This is a genomic window from Streptomyces sp., from assembly GCF_036524955.1.
Taxonomy (GTDB): Bacteria; Actinomycetota; Actinomycetes; order Streptomycetales; family Streptomycetaceae; genus Actinacidiphila.
In genome coordinates this window covers 1-17,246 of sequence record NZ_DATDBG010000071.1, presented here as the reverse complement: position 1 = coordinate 17,246, position 17,246 = coordinate 1, and the positions used below count along the sequence as shown (strand labels likewise).

The following is a 17,246-nucleotide window of genomic DNA, read 5'->3' as shown; positions in this document are numbered from 1 at the left end:
CGTACGAGGGCTCAGATCAGGCCCAGCTCCCGCACCGCCGCGCGCTCCTCCTCCAGCTCCCGCGCCGAGGCGTCGATCCGGGGCCGCGAGAACTCGTTGATGTCCAGGCCCTGCACGATCTCGTACGCGCCGTCCTTCGTGGTCACCGGGAAGGAGGAGATCAGCCCGGCCGGGACGCCGTAGGAGCCGTCGGAGACGATGCCCATGGAGGTCCAGTCGCCGTCGGCGGTGCCGTTCACCCAGGTGTGGACGTGGTCCAGGGCGGCGGAGGCGGCGGACGCGGCCGAGGAGGCGCCGCGGGCCTCGATGATCGCCGCGCCGCGCTTGGCGACGGTCGGAATGAAGGTCTCGGCGAGCCAGGTCTCGTCGTCGACGAGCTCCGCCGCGTTCTTGCCCGCGACCTCCGCGTGGAAGATGTCCGGGTACTGGGTCGCCGAGTGGTTGCCCCAGATGGTGACCTTCTGGATCTCCGAGACCTGCGCGCCGGTCCTCTTCGCCAGCTGCGCGACGGCCCGGTTGTGGTCCAGGCGGGTCATCGCGGTGAACCGCTCGGCCGGTACGTCGGGCGCCGCGGACTGCGCGATGAGCGCATTGGTGTTCGCGGGGTTGCCGACCACCAGCACCTTGATGTCGTCCGCCGCGTGGTCGTTGATCGCCTTGCCCTGCGGCTTGAAGATGCCGCCGTTCGCGGAGAGCAGGTCGCCGCGCTCCATGCCCGCCGTGCGCGGCCGGGCGCCGACCAGCAGCGCGACGTTCGTGCCGTCGAACGCCACGTTCGGGTCGTCCGTGATGTCGATGCCGCGCAGCAGCGGGAAGGCGGCGTCGTCCAGCTCCATGGCGGTGCCCTCGGCGGCCTTGAGCCCCTGCGGGATCTCCAGCAGCCGGAGCGTGAGCGGCACGTCCGCGCCGAGCAGGTGGCCCGCCGCGATACGGAAGAGGAGGGCGTAGCCGATCTGGCCGGCCGCTCCGGTGACGGTGACGGTGACGGGGGTGCGAGTCATTGCCTTCTCCTGGCCTTTTCCTGCGGGTAGCTGGTCGCCCCGGCAGTGGCCCGAGCGGCCCTTCACATGGTTCTCATCGGCGCCGCAGAGAACCACCCGTCAGGCTATCGCGCGGCGCGCCGCACGATAGCGGCCCGGTCGTGTGGGCCGGGTCACCCGAGGCACACGCCGATGATGATCACGTCCACGCACGGGCCGGGACGGATGGGTCCCGCCGTCGGGCTCGCGGGCGACGACGGCGACAGCGGGAGGGACGAAGGCGACGACGGGGAAGGCCGGGGCGACGGGGACGACGACGGCGGCGCGGACGCCGTGCCGGTCGGCGTGACGGTGGCACGCTCGTCCGGCGCCACGGAGGCGGTCGGGGACAGCGAGGAGGACGGCACCGGGCGAGCTCGCGACGGCGCCCGGTCCGGCGTCGCCCGCCCGGCTGCGGGACCGCCGGGCGCCGCCGCCCGGGACGTGCCGGCGTCCGGGGAGGACGGCGAGGCGCCCCCCGGCGCGGACGGCGTGTCCGCCACCGAGAACGTCGGCGCGGCACCCGGCGGGACCGGTGCCCGCCCCGTACTCGCCCCCGCTGTGAGCATCACCCCGGCCAGCGCCGCCGCGGCCACCACCCCCACCGCGGCCAGCAGCAGGAATCCCCGCCGCCCGGCCGGCACGCCCTCCTCGGGCCCGAGCGGATCGAGCGGATCGGGAGACGGCAGGGGCTTGCGGCCGCGGCGCTCCGCCCTCCCGGTGGCGCCCTTCCCGGCCACCTCCGCCAGGTGCCACAGCGCGGCGACCCGGTCGTAGTCCGCGCCGCTGGCCTGCGCCAGTACCTCCACCGCGGCCAGCGGCGGCAGGTGCCGGCCGGCCAGCGCGCGGGACCACGTCTCCGCCGGCTCGGCGGTGCGCGCGGCCAGGGCCGGTACGGTCAGCCCGCTGCGGTCCTTCATCCGGCGCAACTGCGTGGCGAGCCGGCGCACATCCACCGGTATGCCTTCCGCCAGCGGCTCCCACTGCCCCATCGTGCTGCCCCTCCCACCCGCGCCGCCTGGTCGGTTGCGGCGCCGAGGCCACGCTAGAGCGTCCGCGTCCGGCGCGGACGATTTTCCGGACAGAGCGGGTAAAGACGCATTCGAGGTGCTATGCGCTGCGCGGGCGGTTCCGGTGCGGGGTGCCCCGCAGGGATATGAGGCGTGCTCGGCCACCACGCATGCGGCGCCCGGCAGCGCGCCGAGCCCCGCCGAGTGGGGTTCCGGTCGTTCCCGGCCGCGGCCCGGTGGGGGTTGGTCGCGCAGTTCCCCGCGCCCCTGCCGGGGCACACCCGGCTCAACCCGCACCGCACAACCTCCGGCGCCCCCGACGAGGCACAACCGGATCAGCCGGCGCAGTGCAGCTCAGCGGACCCCGAAGTGGATCACGTCTTCCAGGAAGGGGATCCGTATCAGCGGGTCGGGTTGTGCCATCAGCGCAAGCAGCACGATGGCGAGGCCGAGGACGCCGTACGTGATCACGTCGGTGAACCTGCTGCGGACCGCGAGCATGCCGACCGCCGGCACCGCCCAGCGCAGCACCGCGCCGCCCAGCAGTGAGACGCCCACCACGATCGTCCCGGCCCGGAACGCGCCGGCCGCGGTGACGATCAGACCGATCGCCGTACCCGCGACGACCAGCAGGATCGGCCACTGGCGGGCGGGTGCGGGCGCGGCGGGGCCGGCCGCCCGGCCGCCGCCCTCGGGCCGCGCGGTGCTCCGGGTGACGGCGGGCCGCCCGCCGTGCTCACGCCCCCCCGCCGTGTCAGCCGGCATGGCCCGCCGCCCGCTCGGCCGCCTCCACCACGTTCTGCAGCAGCAGCGCGCGGGTCATCGGCCCCACGCCGCCCGGATTCGGCGACAGCCACCCGGCGACCTCGGCCACACCGGGGTGCACGTCGCCGACGATCTTCCCGTGCTCGTCCCGGCTGACGCCGACGTCCAGCACGGCCGCGCCCGGCTTCACGTCCTCCGGCTTGACGATGTGCGGCACGCCCGCCGCCGCCACGACGATGTCCGCACGCCGCAACTGGGCCGACAGGTCCCGGGTGCCGGTGTGGCACAGGGTCACCGTGGCGTTCTCCGACTTACGGGTCAGCAGCAGCCCGATCGACCGGCCGACCGTGATGCCGCGCCCGACCACCACCACATGGGCGCCGTTGATCTCCACACCGTGCCGCCGCAGCAGTTCCACGATGCCGTTGGGCGTGCAGGGCAGCGGGCCGGTCTCGTTGAGCACCAGGCGGCCGAGGTTCGTCGGGTGCAGCCCGTCCGCGTCCTTGGCCGGGTCCATCAGCTCCAGCACCCGGTTGGTGTCGATGCCCTTGGGCAGCGGCAGCTGCACGATGTAGCCGGTGCACTCCGGGTTCTCGTTGAGCTCGCGGACCACCGCCTCGATCTCCTCCTGCGTCGCGGTGTCCGGCAGTTCGCGCTGGATGGAGCCGATGCCCACCTGCGCGCAGTCGCGGTGCTTGCCGGCCACGTACCACCGGCTGCCCGGGTCGTCGCCGACCAGCAGGGTGCCCAGGCCCGGGGCGACCCCGCGGGCCCTGAGCGCCTGGACGCGCTCGGTCAGTTCGGACTTGATCGCTGCGGAGGTGGCCTTGCCATCGAGAATCTGGGCGGTCATGTCCCCATACTCGCGGATCGGGCCCGCGGCCGACCAATCCGCCCGCACACCGGAGAATCCGGCGGACAGTGGGCCGCGCGACTTTGTCCCTTGCGCACCGGCCACGCGCGGCCCCACGATGTGCCGGGTCCGCTGAAAAACCGTCCGCCGCTAAGGAATCCGCACGTGAGCCAGCCTCCCGGCCCCGGTCCCTACGATGGTCCGCCGCAGCCGCACCAACCGCCGCACCAACCGCAACCGCCGCAGGCTCCGTACGGATATCCGCAGCAGCCGCCCGCGTACGGCCAGAATCCGTACGCCCAGCCCGGGATGTACCCCGGCTACCCGCAGCAGCCCGGCTACCCGAACCCGTACGGCTACCCGCAGGGCGGTCTGCCGCCGGGGATGCCGCCGCTGGCGAGCTGGGGTGCCCGGGTGGGCGCCACCCTGCTCGACTGGCTGATCTTCATGCTGGTGCCGACGGGCCTGACCATCGCGGGATACGCGCAGATGGCCAAGAAACTGGTGGACCGGCAGGACGAGTGCGACCGGCTCGGCATCGACATCGCGGACTGCCCGACCCCCGACTACCCCGGCAGCGCGTTCACCCTGATAGCCATCGGCTTGCTGCTCTCCTTCGTGATCGGCCTGTTCCTGTGCTACCGGGAGGGCGCCACCGGCCAGACCCCCGGCAAGCGGATCGCCGGTATCCGGCTGCTGCGCGAGCACGACGGCTCCACCCTCGGCTTCGGCCGCGCCTTCGGCCGCCGCCTGCTGCACGCCCTGGACTCCCTCCCCTGCGGCCTGGGTTACCTGTGGCCGCTGTGGGACGGCAAGAAGCAGACGTTCGCCGACAAACTGGTGCGCACGGTCGTGATCAAGGACCAGAGCTGACGAGAGCGCGGACGCGCGAAGGCCGGTCCCGCACGGTTACGGGACCGGCCTTCGGCATACCGGGGATGTCAGTGGAAGAAGTGGCGCGTCCCGGTGAGGTACATCGTCACGCCCGCCTTCCGCGCCGCCTCGACCACCTGCTCGTCGCGGACCGAACCGCCGGGCTGGGCCACCGCCTTGACGCCCGCGGCGGCGAGCACCTCGAAGCCGTCGGGGAACGGGAAGAAGGCGTCCGAGGCCGCGTACGAACCCGACGCGCGGTCGGCGCCGGCCCGCTGGACGGCGAGCTTGGCGGAGTCGACCCGGTTGACCTGGCCCATGCCGACGCCGACCGTGGCGCCGTCCTTGGCGAGCAGGATCGCGTTGGACTTCACGGCGCGGCAGGCGCGCCAGGCGAAGGCGAGTTCGGCCAGTTCGTCGGCGCCCAGCGGGTCGCCGGTGGCCAGCGCCCAGGTGGCCGGGTCGTCGCCCTCGGCCTGGAGCCGGTCCCTGACCTGGACCAGGACGCCGCCCTCGATCGGCCGGTACTCCGTGGTCTGCTCGGGCGCCTGCGCGCACCGCAGCACCCGGATGTTCTTCTTGCGGGCGAGCACCTCGACCGCGCCGTCCTCGTACGCCGGCGCGACGATCACCTCGGTGAAGATCTCCGCGACCTGCTCGGCCATCGCCACCGACACCGGCCGGTTCACCGCGATCACACCGCCGAACGCGGAGAGCGGGTCGCAGGCGTGCGCCTTGCGGTGCGCCTCGGCGACGTCGGCACCGAGCGCGATCCCGCAGGGGTTGGCGTGCTTGATGATCGCCACGCAGGTCTCGTCGTGGTCGTACGCGGCCCGGCGCGCGGCCTCGGTGTCCACATAGTTGTTGTACGACATCTCCTTGCCGTGCAACTGCTCCGCGCCGGCCAGCCCGGCCCCCGAACCGTCGCCGTAGAGCGCGGCGCCCTGGTGCGGGTTCTCGCCGTAGCGCAGGGTGTTCAGCCGGGTGTACGTGGCGCCGGCGAAGTCGGGGAAGGCGCCCGCGGCGGAGCCGCTGTTCTCCGCGGCGCTGTCGGCCGCGTAGCTCTCGGCGAACCAGGAGGCGACGGCCACGTCGTACGCGGCGGTGTGCTGGAACGCCTCCGCGGCCAGCCGCTTGCGCGCGGCCAGGTCGAAGCCGCCGTCCGCCCGTACCGCGGCGAGCACGTCCGCGTACCGGCGCGGGCTGGTGACGACCGCGACCGAGGGGTGGTTCTTGGCGGCGGCGCGCACCATCGAGGGGCCGCCGATGTCGATCTGCTCCACGCACTCGTCGTCGCTCGCGCCGGACGCGACGGTCTCGCGGAACGGGTAGAGGTTCACCACGACCAGCTCGAAGGGCTCGACGCCCAGCTCGGCGAGCTGCCGCTGGTGGTCGGGCAGGCGGAGGTCGGCGAGGATCCCGGCGTGCACGCGCGGGTGCAGCGTCTTGACCCGGCCGTCCAGGCACTCCGGGAAGCCGGTCAGCTCCTCCACCTTGGTGACCGGCACGCCGGACGACGCGATGCGCGCGGCGGTCGAGCCGGTGGACACCAGCTCGACGCCCGCCTCGTGCAGGCCGCGGGCCAGTTCCTCCAGACCGGTCTTGTCGTAGACGCTGATCAGGGCGCGGCGGATGGCCTTGCGCGAGCCGGCGGCGGTACCGGTCTGTGCGTGCGTTTCCTGGGTGCCCGTCGCGTTCGTAACGTCGGCGCTCATGCCGGAATCCAAACCTTTCGTCCCTCGATGCGGTAGCCGTCGCGTGACAGCCGCCCTACGACGTCGACGAGCAGTCGCCGCTCGACGTCCTTGATGCGCTCGTGGAGCGCTTCCTCCGTGTCGTCCGGCCGGACTTCGACCACCCCCTGCGCGATGACCGGGCCGGTGTCGACGCCGTCGTCGACGAAGTGGACGGTGCAGCCGGTCACCTTGGCGCCGTACGCGAGGGCGTCGCGTACGCCGTGCGTACCGGGGAAGCTCGGCAGCAGCGCGGGGTGCGTGTTGATGAGGCGTCCGCCGAACCTGGCCAGGAACTCCTTGCCGACGATCTTCATGAAACCCGCGGAGATCACCAGGTCGGGATCGTGCGCCGCGGTCGCCTCGGCGAGGGCCAGGTCCCAGGCGGCGCGGCTGTCGTAGTCCTTGACCTTCACCACGAAGACGGGCAGGCCGGCGCGCTCGGCCCGTTCGAGGCCCTGGATGCCGTCGCGGTCAGCGCCGACGGCGACGATCCGGGCGCCGTAGGAGGGGTCGGTCGCGATGGCGTCGAGCAACGCCTGGAGGTTCGTGCCGGAACCGGAGACGAGGACGACAAGGCGGGCGGGAGTGCGGGGTGCCACGGGCTGGGTCTCTCTCGGATTCTCGGGGTGCGGTGCTGTGATCTATGGTTCGGGTGGATCTTGGTCGCACGAACTCTTCGGATGATCGTACGAGGTGGAGGCCGCTCGGATTCCGGGGAACCCTACGAGACCACCGACCGTCAGCAACGATACCGGCACTCCGGGCGGCCCCCACGGGACGGGGGAGCGCGCGAGCGGTAGCGTCTGCCGGAGAGCGGTACGACGCGCGCGCCCCGGCGCGTGGGTCCGGGCGAGGCGACGACGCCCTCGCTTGCCAGTACGCACCCGCCACGAGGAGTCGAGCCCAAGGGGATGGCGCAACACATCATGAGCAGCGGCCGTATTCATCTCGCGCTGCGCGCGCCCGAGGGCGATCAGCGGGACGACCCGTTCGCGCCGCCGCCGGCGGGGGCGCCGGACCGCCCATGGCAGCCGCGGGAGCCGGAGGTCACGGGGGTTCCGGTGACGCCGGAGGCATCGGGAGGTTCCGGGTCCTCGGGGTCCTCCGGGCCGTCGGGGGCTCCGGGGTCGTCCGGGGCTTCCGGCTCCTCCGGCTCCTCCGGGACCGACACGGAGAACGGCGGCGAGGGCAGCGGGGGCACTCCGCCGCCGCCCCCGGCGTGGGGCAGCCAGTGGAGCAGCCGGCAGCCGCAGTCGGGACGGTCGGACCCGTTCGCCCGCCGCCCGGACGGCGGACCCACCGGCCCGCAGGGTACGGGGCCGCGGTTCGATCCCACCGATCCGGCGCAGCGGCGGTCCCGCTACGCCCTGGTGTGCGGCGGCTGGGGCCTGATCTTCGCCCTCCTCGGGTGGACCGGCGTCGGCCTCCTGCTGGGCGCGCTCGCCCTCTACTGGGGGATCAGCGCGCTCCGGATGTCCCCGGAGGCCCGTGCCTCGGCCCGCGCCTCGGCGGCCTCCGCCCTGGCGGACGCCACCCAGACCCCCCGCCCGGCCCCGCCCGCCCCCGGTCCCGACGCGCAGCGCTCCTTCCTCACCGCGGCCTGGACCGGCATCATCACCTCCGCGATCACCCTCGCCCTGGTCGCCGCCACCTACTCCTTCCAGTTCGCCTACCGCGACTACTACAGCTGCAAGGCCGACGCCCTCACCACTCCCGCGTCCCAGGCCTGCGAACGCCTCCTCCCCGAGCCCTTCCGCGACCTCCCCGCGTTCCAGGAGTAAGCCCCGGGCGACAGCCGGCAAGCCTCCGGGCTACAGCCGCAAGAGGGCTTGCCGCACCAACCCTTCTCCGCCCGCGGAAGGGTCGTGGTGCCGGTCGGCACCACCGGACCGCGCGACCCTTGCGGCCGCCGCTGCGGCGGCCGCAAGGGTCGGCCCCTTCGCCCCGGGACAGGGAGTACCCGGGGAGGGTGCCGGGGGGTGTGCCCGTACCAGCCCTTCTCCGGCGTACGAACCGCCTTCCCGCAGCCACGACGAGGACCCCGACGACGCGGACCGGCGGTGCCGAACACGCCGCAATCCCTACGGTTCCGGGGGCGGGGCCGGGCGGAGGGATCGGGCGAGGGTGCGCCACGAGGGGGACGGGACGGAAGGCGGCGGCGCGGTACGGCGGAGGATCAGGGCGCCCGGGAGGCCGACGGCCAGGACCCAGCCGGCCGCCAGCCCTCCCGCCCGCCACCACGTGGGACCGAACTCCGCGAGGAGCCCCGTACCCAGCGGACCGCCCGACCAGGAGGCGAGAACCGCGAACCCCGCTCCGGAGCAGAGCGCCGACGCACAGGTCACCCGCAGGGTGCGCCGGACGTCCCACCCCGCTCGCCCCGCACACCACGCGAGGGCTCCGCCCGCGACCGCGGGCACCGCGAGGGCCGCCCACCCCACTCCGCCGCCGGGCCCCGGTACGGCAGCGAGCAGCGGGAAGTCGGGCAGCGGGGGATGACCCGAGGCACCCGCGGGGGCCACCGACGTGCCGACGCCGACGGAGAAGCCCGCGCCGAGGGAGTAGGAAGCACCCCACACCGCGAGGTTCGGCACGAGGGCGACGGCCAGCAGGAGGACGGCGAGGCGCCCGGACACACCGCCGCCGAGCTGCGCGTACGTACTCCCCGAGGCCCCCGCGTGCCACCCCAGCGACACCGCTCCGAGGAGTGCCCCGCCCCCGAGGAGCAGCCCCGTGCCGATGCCCGCGAACCGGAGCGCCGCGGCGGCCTCCTCCCGGTGTCCGGACGACTCCACGAGCGGACGTCCGCGCCCCGACCACGCCCCGCACCCCACGACGGCCGCGGCGAAGAACGGGACGTACAGGGCGGTCAGCGGCCGTACGTGGGCGGGTCCGGTCATCGCGTAGGCGACCGCGATCGCGGCGACCCCGAGATACCCCGCGAGCACCCGTCCGGCCACGACCGCCGCCTCCCGCGCGTCCGCCGCCTCCTCGGCGGCGACCGCGGACGCCGTACCCCGGTGGAGCAGCCACGCAGGCAGCGCGCTGAGCAGCAGCGGCGTCACCGCGATCGGCGCGGAGTCGCCGGAGAGCGTCCCGGTACGGACGAGTTCCGCGCCGTGCGCGAGCAGCCACAACCCGGCCCCGAGGTGCAACGCCCCGTCGAGCCCGCCGTCGGGAAAGGGCGAAGCGATCCACAGCAGCAGGACCACGGCCACCGGCATCCCGAGCCCGAGCCCGGCGGCGACCGCGCCCGCGGCGAGGCCGGACACGCGGGCCGCGCCCCACCGGGCGTGCCCGGCCCCCTCGCCCTGGAAGGGAGCGGCCTGGTCCTGGAAGGAAGCGCCCTCGGTGCGGAAGGCCGGGACGGTGCCGTCGGTCGTATCGGTCACAGTGTCCCATCGTGCCAACACCACTCCATTTGCCCCGGTACCAGGCGAAAGATCGTCGTGTCGCACATGATGAGCGTTATGTGTCTTTTTTTCGGACCATCACACGCGTGGAAGGGTGCGGTGCGTGCCGACGGGCCGGGACTGTCCGGCCGGCCCGGCCCGGCCCGCGTCGACGGCAGAAGGCAGGCGGCACGGTGACCGCGCCCCGCAAGAAGTCCTCCTCCTCGGCCCGCCGCAAGTCCAACCGTCCGCGCAAACCCCGCCGGCCCCGCCCCTCCACCACGCAGCGCGAGTCCGCCCCGCACGACACCGCGCCGACCAGCACCTCCGCACCGGCCTCCGGGGCAACCGACGCGGCCCCGACGGCGACCGCCGCGGCCGGAACCGCCACCGCCCACCGGCCCCGTACGAAGCACGCCACGAAGCCCCGTACCGGCCACACCCCGCCCCGTACCTACCACCCCGTCGCCACGACCGCCCCTCGCCCCACTCCCCCGCGCACCCCGGAAGCCGCGTTCGACGCCCTCTACGCGCGGACGGCCACCGCCCTGTTGCGTCAGTTGGAACTCCTCACCGGAGACCCCGTCTTCGCCGGTCAGGCGATGGCCCGCGGGTTCGACCTGGCGTGGCAGCGGTGGCCGGAGGTGGCGCGGGACGCCGACCCGGTGGGCTGGGTACGGGCGGCGGCGTACGAGTACGCGCTCGCGCCCTGGCGGCGCTGGGTGCCGGGCCACCGGCCGCACCCCCGTACCCCCGACGGCGAACTGGGGGCTGCGCTGCTGGACCTGCAGCCCGCCCACCGCCGGGCCGTCCTGCTCCACGACGGGCTCGGGCTGGGCCTGCGGGCGGCGGCAGCGGAGGCCGAGGCGAGCACGGCGGCGACGGCGGAACGGATCGCGCGGGCCCGGGAGGCGCTGACCGCGGCCGTACCGGACATGGACGACGCGAGGCTGCCCATCGAACTCGTCGCACTGCTGGGCCGCGGCCTGGACCGCGAACCGCCGCTGGGCGCGGCGGACGTACGCGACGCGAGCGAGCGTGGGGTGCGGCGCCGTACGGTCGGTGTGTTCGCGCTGACCGCGCTGATCGCAGTGGCGACGATGGTGACCGTACTCGTCGGACCCGCCCCCGCCCCCGCGCCCTCGCCGGCTCCCGCCCCCGCGCCCTCTCCGGCTCCCGGCCCGGGTCCCGGCGCGGTCTCGGCTCCCTCCGGTTCCGGCTCGGCTCCCTCCGGTTCCGGGCAGCACGACGGCGTGGGCCCGCCCCCGGCCGGGGAACGGACCCACGCCGTCACGCCGTGATCCGCCGCCGTGGTCCGGAGCCGTATGCCGAAGCCCGGCCCGGTCGTGGCAGGTCAGCCCGCGAGGAGCGCCCGCGCGAGCCGCGCCGTCTCGGACGGCGTCTTGCCGACCTTGACACCCGCCGCCTCCAGGGCCTCCTTCTTGGCCTGGGCGGTGCCGGAGGAGCCGGAGACGATGGCGCCGGCGTGGCCCATGGTCTTGCCCTCGGGCGCGGTGAAGCCCGCCACGTAGCCGACGACCGGCTTCGTCACGTTCTTGTCGATGTAGGCCGCGGCCCGCTCCTCCGCGTCGCCGCCGATCTCGCCGATCATCACGATCAGGTCGGTGTCGGGGTCGGCCTCGAAGGCGGCGAGCGCGTCGATGTGCGTGGTGCCGATGATCGGGTCACCGCCGATGCCGACCGCGGACGAGAAGCCGATGTCGCGCAGCTCGTACATCATCTGGTAGGTCAGCGTGCCGGACTTCGACACCAGGCCGATGCGGCCGGGCTTGGTGATGTCGCCGGGGATGATGCCCGCGTTGGACTGGCCGGGGGTGATCAGGCCGGGGCAGTTGGGGCCGATGATGCGGGTCTTGCCGCCCTTGGCCTGGGCGAGTGCCCAGAACGCGGCGGTGTCGTGCACCGCGACGCCCTCGGTGATGACGACCGCGAGCGGGATCTCGGCCTCGATGGCCTCGACCACCGCGTCCTTGGTGAACTTCTCCGGGACGAAGATCACGGTGACGTCCGCGCCGGTGGCCTCCATGGCCTCCTTGACGGTGCCGAAGACCGGGACATCGCCCTGGTCGAAGGAGACGGTGGTGCCTGCCTTGCGCGGGTTGACGCCGCCGACGATGTCGGTGCCGTCGGCGAGCATCAGCGTGGTGTGCTTCATGCCGGTGGCGCCGGTCATGCCCTGGACGATGACCTTGCTGTCCTTGGTCAGGAAGATAGCCATGGTTGTCGGTGTCCTCGTCCTTTACTTCGCAGTCGCGGCCAGCTCGGCGGCCTTGTCGGCCGCGCCGTCCATGGTGTCCACGCGCTGCACGAGCGGGTGGTTGGCGTCGGAGAGGATCTTGCGACCCAGCTCCGCGTTGTTGCCGTCCAGGCGGACCACCAGCGGCTTGGTGACGTCCTCGCCCTTGGACTTGAGCAGTTCCAGCGCCTGGACGATGCCGTTGGCGACCTCGTCGCAGGCGGTGATGCCGCCGAACACGTTGACGAAGACCGACTTCACATCCGGGTCGCCGAGGATGATCTCCAGGCCGTTGGCCATCACCTCGGCGGAGGCGCCGCCGCCGATGTCCAGGAAGTTGGCGGGCTTGACGCCGCCGTGCGCCTCGCCGGCGTAGGCGACGACGTCCAGGGTGCTCATGACCAGGCCCGCGCCGTTGCCGATGATGCCGACCTGGCCGTCGAGCTTGACGTAGTTGAGGCCCTTGGCCTTGGCCTGCGCCTCCAGCGGGTTGGCGGCGGCCTTGTCCTCGAGCGCCGCGTGGTCGGGCTGCCGGAAGGCGGCGTTCTCGTCCAGCGAGACCTTGCCGTCCAGCGCGACGATCAGCCCGTCACCCGTCTTGACCAGCGGGTTGACCTCGACGAGCAGGGCGTCTTCGTTGATGAAGACGGTCCACAGCTGCTGCAGCACATCGGCGACCTGGTCGGCGACGTCGGACGGGAACTTCGCGGCGGCGACGATCTCCGCGGCCTTCGCCGCGGTCACGCCCTCCAGCGCGTCCACCGGGATCCTGGCCAGGGCGTCGGGGTTCTCCTCGGCGACGACCTCGATCTCCACGCCGCCCTCGACGGAGGCCATGGCGAGGAAGGTGCGGTTGGTGCGGTCCAGCAGGAAGGAGACGTAGTACTCCTCCTTGATGTCCGCGGTCTGGGCGAGCATCACCTTGTGGACCGTGTGGCCCTTGATGTCCATGCCCAGGATCGCCTCGGCCTTGGCGACCGCGTCGGCCGGGTCGGCGGCCAGCTTCACGCCGCCGGCCTTGCCCCGGCCACCCACCTTGACCTGCGCCTTGACGACCGCCCGGCCGCCGAGTCGCTCCGCCACCTCGCGCGCCGCCGCAGGCGTGTCGATGACTTCACCGGCCAGCACCGGTACCCCGTGCTTGGCGAAGAGGTCCCTCGCCTGGTACTCGAACAGGTCCACGCGCGTCCGTCTCCCTTTTCCCTGGTTTTCGTGGATTCGGCGTTCGCAGGGCGGCTGTCGCCCGAAGTGCAACGCTGCCTGGTCCGCCGTCTCTGGCGTATCTGCCTGATCTGCCTGGGCGTGCCGCTACGGGCAGGGCGACTGCACTGTCACAAGGGAAGCGCACACGGTGACCGAGTACGCGGCATGTCCGTCTTGCAGGTTATCGCCGCATGCCGTGGGGGCCTAAATCGCGGATCGCATGTGAGCGGTGAGAACGGTCACAGATCGCCGTCCGGTACCCGCTCACGCCTCGGGTATCGGCAACGGTCGCTTCTCGATGGCGGCGGCCATGACCTCGGGAAACAGGTCGGGCGTACAGGCGAACGCGGGCGCCCCGAGCGCGGCGAGCGCCGCCGCGTGCTCCCGGTCGTACGCGGGCGCGCCCTCGTCCGACAGCGCCAGCAGCGCCACGAACTGCACTCCGGACGCCTTCATCGCCGCCACCCGCTTCAGCATCTCGTCACGAATCCCGCCCTCGTACAGATCGCTGATCAGTACGACCACGGTTTCCGCCGGACGGGTGACCAGGGACTGGCAGTACGCCAGCGCGCGGTTGATGTCGGTGCCGCCGCCGAGCTGGGTGCCGAACAGGACGTCCACCGGATCGTCGAGCTGCTCGGTGAGGTCGACCACGGCGGTGTCGAAGACGACGAGCTTGGTGTCGATGGTCCGCATCGAGGCGAGTACGGCGCCGAAGACGGAGGCGTAGACGACGGACGCGGCCATCGACCCCGACTGGTCGATGCACAGGATGACGTCCTTCCGCACGGCCTGGTCGGCGCGGCCGTACCCGATCAGGCGCTCGGGCACGATCGTGCCGTGCTCGGGCAGGTAGTGCTTGAGGTTGGCCCGGATCGTACGGTCCCAGTCGATGTCCCGGTGCCGGGGCCGGCTGACCCGCGCGGAACGGTCGAGTGCGCCCGTCAAGGTGGCCCGCGTCCTGGTGGCGAGCCGCTTCTCCAGGTCGTCCACGACCTTCCGCACCACGGCCCGAGCCGTCTCCTTGGTCGTCTCGGGCATCGCCTTGTTCAGCGAGAGCAGGGTGCCCACCAGGTGCACGTCCGCCTCCACCGCTTCGAGCATCTCCGGTTCCAGCAGCAGGGCGGACAGCCCCAGCCGGTCGATGGCGTCCCGCTGCATCACCTGGACGACGGAACTCGGGAAGTACGTCCGGATGTCCCCGAGCCACCGCGCCACCTGGGGCGCGGATCCCCCGAGCCCGGCCGTCCGCTCCCCGCTGCGGCCGTTGGAGCCCGTCCCGCTCCGCCCCGCCCCGTACAGCGCCGTCAGCGTCCGGTCCATCGCCGCGTCCCGCCCCGACAGCTCATGCCCGGTCCCCTCGGCCGCACCACCGCCGAGCACCAGCCGCCAGCGCCGCAGCCGCTCATCCGTGTCAGTCATGTTCGGGGTCCTCCGTGTGGGTCGGGGGGTGGGTCGGGGGGCGGGTTGGGGGCGGGTCGGGGGGTCGACGGTGGGGCGAGGTCGGTTCGCGAGGTTCGCCGGTCACAGCGGGTCGCTCGGCGCGGACGGGTCGGTCGCCATGGCGAGGTCTGTCGTGGTGATCGTGCCGAGCAGCAGTCGTACGGTCTGGATGGCGGCGTCCGCGCGGGTCCGGTCCAGGCCGGGGCCGAAACCGGGGAGCCCGGACTCCGTGGAGGTGGCCCGAGGCCGTGGGCCGGTCGGGCCGCGGCGCACCAACTCGCCCACGGTCCGCCGCACTCCGGGTTCGAACTCCGCGAACGTCCGCCGCAGCAACGGCAGTACGTCCGTGAACGCCTCCTCGCTCACCCCCGCCAGCCACCCGTCCACCAGCCCGAGCAGCCGCTCGTCGTGAACGAGCAGCATCCCGCCTCCCGCCAGGAACCCCTCCACCCACGCCGCCGCCTCGGCCGGCCCGGTCCCGGGCGACAGCGCGAGCCCCATCAACCGCGCGGCCTCCTCCGCGCCCAACCGCCCGTCGTCCATCAGCAACCGCGCGGCGGCCCCCCTCAGCAACCCGGGTATCGCTCCGTCCCGCTCGGCGAGCGCCCGCAGCATCCCGGCCCACCGGTTCCGGAGGTCGCTGCCACCCACCGCAGCCGGGGCACCCGGAGCGGCGGCGTCGTGTGTGGACCGGAACCCGGAATCCGGGTCGGGTCCCACGACCGGCGGCGGAGCCGGCTCCGCGGCGGGTGGGTGCGGCCGGCGGGGTTCCGGGATCAGGCCGATCGCGCGGTGGACCTCGTCCAGGTGGGTGCGCAGTGCGGCGGCGCCGTCCGCGTCCAGGCCGACGCAGGCCGGGGGGAAGCCGACGCATATCCGCTGGGCGAGGCCCTCCGCGACCCGGGCGAGGGCGGCGGAGTCGGTGCCGCGGACGTCGCCGTAACGGACCGCGCGGACCAGGGCGGGCAGCGCCGCGGCGAGGTGCGCGACGTCCGCGTCCAGGGCGGCGCGGTCGGCGAGCACCCGCATCACCGTGGGCAGGGCGTCGGCAAGCCCGGCCAGCAGGCACCGCTCGGCCACCGACGTGACCTCCGCCAGGGCCGAGGCGTGCACCGCCGCGTCCTCCGCGCGGGCCGTCGCCGCCGCTTGCACGGTCGTACCCCAGATGCCGGCCTCGGCGACCCGTATGGCTGCTTCCGGCTCCCACCGCAGCCGCCAGGTCTCCCGGAACGTCCCCCTTCCGTTGCGGACCGGGGCCGGTTCGCCCCAGTCGATGCCGAGCAGCCGCAGCCGGTGCAGGAGTTGGCTGCGGGCCGCGTCCATGTCCTTGCGCAGGTCCAGCTCCAGCTCCCGTTCCAGCGCCTCCGGCTTGAGGCGCAGCCTGCGCTGCTCGCGGACCAGGTCGCGGGCGAGCGGCACCGCGGGCGCGTCCGGCGGTACCTCGCCGAGCACGTCCCCGACCACCAGCCGGTCCCTGATGAGCGCCAGCGGCACGTCGGAGCCGTCGCACATCACCGCCCTGATCGCGTCGGTGCTCTCGCCGAGCCCCGGGAGCGGGCGTCCGCGCATCGCGGCGAGCGTGTCGGCGAGCCGTACCGCCTCGATGACGTGGGCCGACGACACCGGCAGGTCCTCGTCCCGGAGCAGGCCGGCGACCTTGGTCATCCACCGCGTGACCGGACGGTCGGGCGAGGTGAAGAGGTGCCGGTACCAGCCGGGCGAGTCGATGCCGGCGCCGTATCCGCTCTCCCGGGCCAGCCGGCGGTGCGTCCACGGCACCCACGTGGTCTCCACCTTGGCCTTGGGCAGGCCCTTCAGCAGCGCCCGGTCGGCGGCGGCCGTCGTCCGTACCGTCAGCGCGGGGACGTGCCAGGCCCCGCACACCACGGCCGTCCGTTCGTGCACGCGCCGCGCCTCACGGACCCGCAGCCTCATATGGGCTTCCCGCAGGGGGTCCTGGTCGTAACCGCCGTCGCCGTACGTCTCCCGGAGCACGGCCATCGCCTCGGCGAGCGCCTCGAACGGGGTGAGCGCGTCCTCGCCCTCCGCCCCGCCGAGGTGTTCCACGGCGTCCTCCCACCACCGTTCCGGGTCGTCGAACCCCGCGGTCTCGGCGAGGACCGCGAGCGGGTCGATCCGTACGGCCGCGACATCGATCCGGTCGGTGCCGGGCTCCGAGGCCGGGCCGGGCCCTTCTCCGGGAACCGCCCACCCGCCTGGACCGGGCACACCACCGCCACCGCCACCGCCACCGCCACCGCCACCGGGCGACCCTCCGGGCTCAGGCACTCCCCCAGTGCCAGGCACCCCCTCCGGGACCGTCACCCCGTCGGGGCCGGGCGGCCCCGCGAGGACGGCCTGCTCCTCCCCGGCCGCCCGCAGGGCCAGCGTGTGGGCGGCCGGCAGGTCGATGAACCGGATCTCCGCCCCGGCCTTCGCCGCCCACCGCATCGCCACCCACTCCGGGGAGAACTCGGCGAACGGCCAGAACCCGGCCCGTGCCGGATCGTCCACGACGTGCGCGAGCAGCGCGACCGGCGGGCGCATGGCGGGGTCGGCGGCCAGCGCGGTGAGCGCGTCGGCCTCCGGCGGCCCCTCGATGAGCACGGCCTGCGGCCGGTACGCGTCCAGCGCCGCCCGCACGGCGCGGGCCGAACCGGGGCCGTGGTGCCGTACCCCCAGCAGCACCAGGTCT

At 73.8% G+C, this 17,246-nt stretch carries 14 protein-coding genes; 3 read left to right on the top strand and 11 right to left on the bottom strand.

Translation table 11 applies throughout. From position 1 onward, the window contains the following. Nucleotides 1-11: 11 nt before the first annotated feature. From VIW71_RS06040 to VIW71_RS06025, 4 genes are all read right to left on the bottom strand, one after another. Nucleotides 12-1,001 (bottom strand): malate dehydrogenase, encoded by a 990-nt coding sequence (locus VIW71_RS06040; protein WP_331620937.1) that lies wholly within the window; start codon nt 999-1,001, stop codon nt 12-14. Nucleotides 1,002-1,153: 152 nt separating this feature from the next. Beyond that, a complete protein-coding gene (locus VIW71_RS06035) occupies nt 1,154-2,011 on the bottom strand; it encodes a helix-turn-helix domain-containing protein (protein ID WP_331620936.1) in 858 nt (285 codons plus the stop codon). A gap of 372 nt (nt 2,012-2,383) precedes the next feature. Then, nucleotides 2,384-2,794: a DUF3017 domain-containing protein gene (locus VIW71_RS06030; protein WP_331620935.1), complete on the bottom strand. Its 411-nt coding sequence runs from the start codon at nt 2,792-2,794 to the stop codon at nt 2,384-2,386. After that, nucleotides 2,784-3,647 (bottom strand): bifunctional methylenetetrahydrofolate dehydrogenase/methenyltetrahydrofolate cyclohydrolase, encoded by an 864-nt coding sequence (locus tag VIW71_RS06025; protein ID WP_331620934.1) that lies wholly within the window; start codon nt 3,645-3,647, stop codon nt 2,784-2,786. Before VIW71_RS06025 ends, VIW71_RS06030 begins: the two co-directional genes overlap by 11 nt. A gap of 165 nt (nt 3,648-3,812) precedes the next feature. Between VIW71_RS06025 and VIW71_RS06020 the strand changes: the two genes are divergently transcribed. Then, a complete protein-coding gene (locus VIW71_RS06020; protein WP_331620932.1) occupies nt 3,813-4,520 on the top strand; it encodes an RDD family protein in 708 nt (235 codons plus the stop codon). A gap of 68 nt (nt 4,521-4,588) precedes the next feature. Here VIW71_RS06020 and purH read toward each other — a convergent pair whose 3' ends face one another. Together purH and purN are read right to left on the bottom strand one after the other, a co-directional pair. Further along, nucleotides 4,589-6,235, bottom strand: coding sequence for a bifunctional phosphoribosylaminoimidazolecarboxamide formyltransferase/IMP cyclohydrolase (purH, locus tag VIW71_RS06015; RefSeq protein ID WP_331620931.1), 1,647 nt, complete (start codon nt 6,233-6,235; stop codon nt 4,589-4,591). Beyond that, a complete protein-coding gene (gene purN / locus VIW71_RS06010) occupies nt 6,232-6,855 on the bottom strand; it encodes a phosphoribosylglycinamide formyltransferase (RefSeq protein WP_331620930.1) in 624 nt (207 codons plus the stop codon). The genes purH and purN overlap by 4 nt, the downstream gene beginning before the upstream one ends. A 312-nt stretch (nt 6,856-7,167) precedes the next feature. On the opposite strand from purN, the gene VIW71_RS06005 reads away from it, so the two are divergent. Next, nucleotides 7,168-8,037 carry a hypothetical protein gene (locus VIW71_RS06005; RefSeq protein WP_331620929.1) on the top strand — a complete coding sequence of 290 codons (870 nt, stop codon included), beginning with the start codon at nt 7,168-7,170 and terminating at the stop codon, nt 8,035-8,037. A 300-nt stretch (nt 8,038-8,337) separates the two neighbouring features. Here VIW71_RS06005 and VIW71_RS06000 read toward each other — a convergent pair whose 3' ends face one another. Further along, nucleotides 8,338-9,648, bottom strand: a complete 1,311-nt coding sequence (locus tag VIW71_RS06000) for a DUF6350 family protein (protein ID WP_331620928.1) — start codon at nt 9,646-9,648, stop codon at nt 8,338-8,340. 194 nt (nt 9,649-9,842) lie between these two features. Here VIW71_RS06000 and VIW71_RS05995 point away from each other — a divergent pair, with 194 nt between their 5' ends. Then, entirely contained in the window at nt 9,843-10,949 is a 1,107-nt protein-coding gene (locus VIW71_RS05995; RefSeq protein ID WP_331620927.1) for a hypothetical protein, read from the top strand. Nucleotides 10,950-11,002: 53 nt separating this feature from the next. Here VIW71_RS05995 and sucD read toward each other — a convergent pair whose 3' ends face one another. The 4 genes from sucD to VIW71_RS05975 form a co-directional block, all read right to left on the bottom strand. Further along, on the bottom strand, nt 11,003-11,887 hold the full coding sequence (gene sucD, locus VIW71_RS05990) for a succinate--CoA ligase subunit alpha (RefSeq protein ID WP_331620926.1): 885 nt from the start codon (nt 11,885-11,887) through the stop codon (nt 11,003-11,005). 21 nt (nt 11,888-11,908) lie between these two features. Further along, nucleotides 11,909-13,087, bottom strand: coding sequence for an ADP-forming succinate--CoA ligase subunit beta (sucC, locus tag VIW71_RS05985; protein ID WP_331620924.1), 1,179 nt, complete (start codon nt 13,085-13,087; stop codon nt 11,909-11,911). A 285-nt stretch (nt 13,088-13,372) separates the two neighbouring features. Next, on the bottom strand, nt 13,373-14,530 hold the full coding sequence (locus VIW71_RS05980; protein ID WP_331620923.1) for a VWA domain-containing protein: 1,158 nt from the start codon (nt 14,528-14,530) through the stop codon (nt 13,373-13,375). Between the two features lie 102 nt (nt 14,531-14,632). Continuing rightward, nucleotides 14,633-17,242 carry a DUF5682 family protein gene (locus tag VIW71_RS05975; protein WP_331620964.1) on the bottom strand — a complete coding sequence of 870 codons (2,610 nt, stop codon included), beginning with the start codon at nt 17,240-17,242 and terminating at the stop codon, nt 14,633-14,635. Nucleotides 17,243-17,246 lie beyond the last annotated feature (4 nt).